Origin of the sequence: Mesorhizobium sp. M1E.F.Ca.ET.041.01.1.1, assembly GCF_003997355.1 — a bacterium.
Classification (GTDB): Bacteria; Pseudomonadota; Alphaproteobacteria; order Rhizobiales; family Rhizobiaceae; genus Mesorhizobium.
On the sequence record NZ_RZSL01000380.1, the window covers coordinates 1 to 6,043 of the forward strand.

2 protein-coding genes are annotated in these 6,043 nt (G+C 65.2%); both read right to left on the minus strand.

The features are described 5' to 3' along the window. Window positions 1-5,360: glucoamylase family protein (locus EOA38_RS25180; protein WP_281060116.1), on the minus strand; the 5,360-nt coding region annotated here is incomplete at its 3' end. A 271-nt stretch (window positions 5,361-5,631) separates the two neighbouring features. After that, on the minus strand, window positions 5,632-6,043 hold a 412-nt coding region (locus EOA38_RS25185; protein ID WP_189434871.1), incomplete at its 5' end, for a HutD family protein.

Sequence of the window (6,043 nt, forward strand, 5' to 3'; positions counted from 1 at the left end):
CCCTGGTGGCCGCCAAGCCTGGCGCCCGGATCGAAAGCGGCGGCATCGGCGATGGTACGACCCCGGCCAATGAAGGCACGGCGGTCGGTTTCCGCCTCCGCGTCGCGCGAGGGACCCGCCGGATCGGTGACGAAATGCACCATCGTGATGTCGGGCTCGTTCTTCTCGCGCTTGCGCCTGGTGGCGAAGATCGCGCCGTTGTTCTGCGCAATCTCGGTCTCGACGAACATCTTCGAAAACGCCGGATGGGCGTTGTCAGAGGCTTCGTTGCCCAGCACCAGCTCGGCGAAGGAGGTTACCTCGATGTGCCGGTCGGTGGCGCCGTCATTGTAGAGCGTGATGCGGCGGCCTTCGCCATTGCCTTCCGAAATCACGATACATTCGACTTCCGAACGCAGCGAGCCGACCGACTTGGTGAAGCTCGCCTTGTCGTCGGCAAACAGCGTCTGCACGCGTTCACCCTCCGCGCGCTTTGGTTCGGCTGTCGCCGACCACCAATCGCCGTTCGCGGTATCGCGCAGGAAGATGTAGGAGCCGAGACGGTCCTCGCTCGGGTCCGGCTGCCAGCGGGTGACGGCAAGCTCGCCGAAGCGGCTGTAGCCGGAGCCGGTTGCGGTGACCATGACCGAGTAGCGGCCGTTGGACATGACATTGGTCGCGCGCAGCGCCTTGATCGGATCGAGGATGATGCGGCTGTCGGGGCTCTCGGTCTCGGTCTCGTCCTTGGCGCGCTCGTCGGCCTCGGTGCGGACCGTGGCGGTCGGAATGTCGCGCGGCGCCTTCTCCTGCAGCAGCAGTTCGGCCGACTCGATCACCGGGTCGCTGTGGAAACGTTCGCGCAACCGGCCCTCGAAGATGGCATCCGCCACGGCGGCGATCGACATGCCGGAATGGTGGGCCATGTAGTTCTGGACGACAGCGTGGTCGCTGCCTTCCGGCACGCGTTGCGGCGTGAAATCGACCGCATCATAATAGCCGTGGCGGCCGAGCGCGCCGATCGAGCGCAGCCGCATCAGGTTCTGCACGGCCTCGCGCGGATTGAACTGCGCCGCCAGGATCGTGGCGTAAGGCGCGATCACGGTGTTCTGGCCGAGGCCACGCTTCAGGCCGAGGCCGGGCACGCCGAAATTGGTGTACTGGTAGGTGAGCTCACGGTCGCGGGCGTTGTAGGCCGCTTCCGAGATGCCCCAGGGCACGTTCTTGGAACGCGCATACTGGATCTGGCGCTTGATGATGACCTTGCTGGTCTGGTTGAGGATCGAGCCCTGCGGCTCCTTCATCACCAGCGGCGGCATCAGATACTCGAACATCGAGCCCGACCAGGACATCAGCGAGCCCTTGAAGCCGATCTCGACGATCGGGCGGCCGAGCCTGAACCAGTGCTCCGTCGGCAGGTCACCCTTGGCGATGGCGAACAGGCTGGTCAGTCGCGCCTCGGAAGCGAGCAGGTCGTAGCAGCTCTCGTCGAGCTGGTGCTCCTCGACGCGGTAGCCGATCGACAGAAGCTTGCGCTCCTGCCGCATCAGGAAGGAGAAATCCATCTCGAAGGCGTAGCGGCGGCAGCGTCCGCGCAGCGCCAGCAGCTTGGTGCGGAGCGCCGAGACCGCACCTTCGTCATTGTGCGAATCGTGCACATGCGCCTCGCAGGTCGCCTCCAGCCTGGCCGCCCAGTCGGCGATGACATCGCTCTTCGGTGATGCCGCCTCGGTGTGGATCGCGGTGGCGAGCTTGCGGATCTCGCCGGCCAGCACCGCGAGGTTGATGGTGCGGATCGAGGCCATCTCGGGCTGCGCCTTGATGGTCATCACCGCGCGGCGCATGCCGTCGAGCCGGTCGGCGAGACGCTGGCGCAGCGGCCGCAACTGCCGGCGGTCGTCGGGCAGGTCCTCAAGGCTCTCGTCGAGGATGGTGACGGTGTCGAGGATACCCTCGAAATCGCCCTGCAGGTGGACCGAAGGCGCCTCGGCCCATTCGGCGCAGGCCGCGGCCACCGCGACCAGATGGCCGGCGAGATTGCCGCTGTCCACCGCCGAGATATAGAGCGGATAGAGCGGCTTCAGCGTCGTCGTGTCGTACCAGTTGTAGAGATGCCCGCGGTCGCGCGGCATGTTCTCGATGGTGGTCATCGTGGCGTCGATGCGGGTGATGGCGTCGGCCAGGCTGATCCAGCCGAAATCGCGCGCCGACACCACCGAGAGCAGGTAGACGCCGATATTGGTCGGCGAAGTGCGCGGCGCCACCACCGGCGCCGGGCTTTCCTGGAAATTGTCGGGCGGCAGGTAATGATGCTCGGCCGTCACGAAGGTCTCGAAATAGTGCCAGGTGCGACGCGCCACGGTGCGCAGCGCATGGATGTCGGACGCCGAAATGCGCAGCCTGTCCTCGGTCTCTGCCGAGCGGCTGATCCAGCAGGCGACGGCGGGCGAGCCGATCCAGAAAAGCGCGAAGAAGAAGGCGACGAACGCGCCGGTAGAATCGGCCAGCACCGGAATGGCAAGGCCGACGATGCCGATGATCACGGCGCCGTACATCATGCTGTAATAGGAGCCGAGATCGCTGCCGCCGCTCTTGTGCGCCTGCGAGGCGGTGCGCCACTCGAGAAGGTTCTGGCGGCTGACGAAGAGCCGGTAAAGCGTGCGGATGATGGCATCGCCCATCATCCAGGCGAGATGCGCCATCAACAGCACTTTCAAGGCCACCAGAGCCGTGCCGAAGACCGTGTCGCGCGCCAGCGCCGAGAAGTGGCCGCGCGGCGTCTGGTCGCCGCTCTTCGGCAGGATGCCGTTGACGATGTCGAAGGTGGGCGCCATGAACAGGCTGAGGATCAAAAGCGCCTGCCACTGCGCGGCCTGCGTGAAGGGCAGCAGCGTCCAGCCGGCGATACAGGCCATCACCCAGAAGATCGGGGTCAGCGTGCGACGCAGATTGTCGACCATCTTCCAGCGCGACAGCGCCGGAACGCCGGAGCGAGGATCGAACATGAAGCCGAGCAATTGCCAGTCGCCGCGCGCCCAGCGGTGATGGCGCGAGGCGTCGACCGAGTAGCGGGTCGGATAGTCCTCGACCAGCTCGACATCGGTGACAAGTGCCGCGCGCGCCAGGGCGCCTTCGAGCAGGTCGTGGCTGAGGATGGTGTTTTCCTCGATGCGGCTCTTCAGCGCCGCCTCGAAGGCATCGACGTGATAGAGGCCTTTGCCGGTGAAGGAGCCGTCGCCGAAGACGTCCTGATAGACGTCTGAGACGGCGAAGACGTAAGGGTCGAGACCGCGATTGGCCGAGAAGACGCGCTGGAAGAACGAGGCATCGTCGCCGCTGGTCAGCGATGCCGTGATGCGCGGCTGCAGGATGGTGTAGCCGGCGGTGACGAGGCGCTTTGCCGGGTCGAAATGCGGGCGGTTCAGCGGGTGCGCGAGCTCGCCGACCAGCGTCGAGACGGCGTCGCGCGTGGTGCGCGTGTCGGCGTCGAGCGTCATCACATAGGTGACTTTTTCCGGCAGCGGCACGTCGAGCGGCAGGAAGGTGGTGTCGCTGTCGCCGCGCAACAGAAGGTTGAGCTCGTGCAGCTTGCCGCGCTTGCGCTCCCACCCCATCCAGCAGCCCTGCGCCTGGTTGTAGAGCCGCCGGCGATGCAGAAGATAGAAGCGCGGCGCGCCTTCCGATGGATAGCGGGCGTTCAGCCTGGCGATCTCGTCACGGGCATATTGCAGGATCTCGATGTCGGCGGCGTCGATCTCGGTCTTGGAATCCGGCCAGTCGGACAAGAGTGCGAAATGGATCTCTTCCGCCGTGTTGGCGAGGTGATGCACCTCGATGTTGCGGATGTTTTCCTCGACGTCGTCGCGCGAGCCGATGAGCGACGGCACCACGCAGAGCGTGCGCGCCGCGGCCGGGATGCCGTGCTTGTAATCATAGCCGACAAGCCGTGTCGGCTTCAGGAACAGCGCCACGACGGTGTTGAAGAAGGCCAACGCGCCTTCGCTGGCGGGCACCGCGAACAGCGCCAGCATCAGCGTGACCGACTCCACCGACAGCCCGAGAGTGGCGAGCGCCCTTCCCGACAGCACAAGCAGCAGCGCGGTCAGCAGGAAGACCGGCACGACGATACCGAGCCAGCCGGCGCTGGCAAAAGCGCGCTTGAAGGTCACATAGAAGGGCGGCCGGTAGCCGATCGCCTTTTCCAGCTCCGGCCTGCGCGGCCCTACCAGGAAGAAACCGACATCTGTATGCACCGCGGGATCGGCGGTCTCGGGGACGCCGGACGCGTCGGTGACCCCAGGCGTGTGGCCCGCAAGCTCGATCGCCTTTTCGGCGACGCGGTACTCGGAAAGGTCGGAGCGGCGCGCCATCTGCTCGATCGCGGTGCGGTACTGGTCGCGCGAGAAGAAATCGAGCGCGGCGAAATCGGTGCGCTCGCGCAGCAGCGTGTCGATGCGGCTGACGCCCTCGAACCAGACCGTCCAGTCGACGTCGTTGATGAGGCGCAGGCCGCGGATGATGTTGCCGGTGGTGACGTTGCCGCTGGAGAGCGTCTGATGCTCCGAGATGATGATCTCCTCGGCGTCGGAGCCGGTCTTCTCGAGCTCGCCCTCCAGCCATTCCAGCGCCCGGCCGGCATTCTGCGAGCCGTCGCGCAGGCGGTAGAGGAGCTGGGTGGCGAAAGTCGTGTCCTGCGCGTGCGCGGCGTAGGTCGACAGGATCCTGGTCCGGTCGGCATTGTCGTCGGTCGCGAGCACGCGGTCGGCGACCTCGTTGGCGATCTGGCGCATCTGCCGGGTACGGTTGACGCGCACCGCGATACGGCGGAGGTTTTCGATCAGCACGAAACGCAGCAGCGAGGGCAGCGCCCAGAGCTCGCCGATCTTCAGCGGCTCGACTGCCTGGAAGCCTTCGACAATCGCCTTGAACATGGTCGCCGAGACCGAGCTGTCAGAATGCTCGACATAGCTCCAGGCAACGGCAAAGGCGCGCGGCAGGGCGGAGCCGTCGGCAAGCTTGAGCGTCGGCAACTGGCGGTAGAAACGGCGCGGCAGGTCGCGCTTGACCTGGAAGATGGTCTCCTCGACCAGATAATTGTTGTCGAGCAGCCATTGCGCCGCGGGTGTGATCGTCTCGCCCTTGGCCTGGGCGGCATTGGTCGAACGGTAGACTTCGAGAATCTTCTTGGCGCTGTCGCGGATGCGGGCCTGGAATTCGAACGGCGCCAGACCGAACAGCTCCCGGACTTCGCCGTCGGCAAGTGCTGCGCCCAGCGCGCGCAGCCGGTCCTCAGGCAGGAAATTGGAGCGTATCGGCGCTTCCGTGACAACCGGGAAGCCGGCGCTTGTCTGTTCGATCTTGGTGGGGTTCGTCTGAATGTTCATTGATTATTCCGTAAGGCGGGGCGCAATGCGGCGTCACCGCCACGGCAATGGCCCTAAAACCGGTTCAAATGCAATTGGTTGCATGGCAGGTCCGGTCGAAAGTTTTTTTGCGCTCCATGACAGGGGCGTCCCCTTTCGACAACTCAAGGGCGAACGCCCCTCGTTTCCCCGCCCGCGGTCCGATCAGGGAAAGGATTCAGGCTTTTTCGTGGTACATGCAAGGGGCCGGGTGATATTTCGCCCGCGCCGCGATCATGTTTGGAAACAGCCGTTAATCGTTGGCGGCGAGGTTGAAGAGCCTGATAACGAACAGAGGCCCCTGCCCTTCAGGCTCCAGGCGCAATTTCGGGCTGTCTCGGTCGAGAATCAAAATGTCCAGCGGGCCGAGGCTTGCGAGGTCCTGGGAGAAGACTTTGACGCCGACACCGACCGGCAGGACAAGCGTCGTACCGCTGCCGGCGTCAATCTCTCTTTCACTCGAGAGCGACAGCCGCTCGACGGTATGGCCCATGCGGCCCCGGCGCGTCATGACGTTGAGATCGATGATCGGGCCACTGATCAGGGTGGCACTGGTCGGCACGTCTCCGGGGAAGGAAAGCGGCGCCGAGGCTGTCGTCAGCCGCGACGCGGGCTGGCCGTTCTCCAGCTTTGCCGGTATCGACCGCACGCTCGCGGTGCTCGAA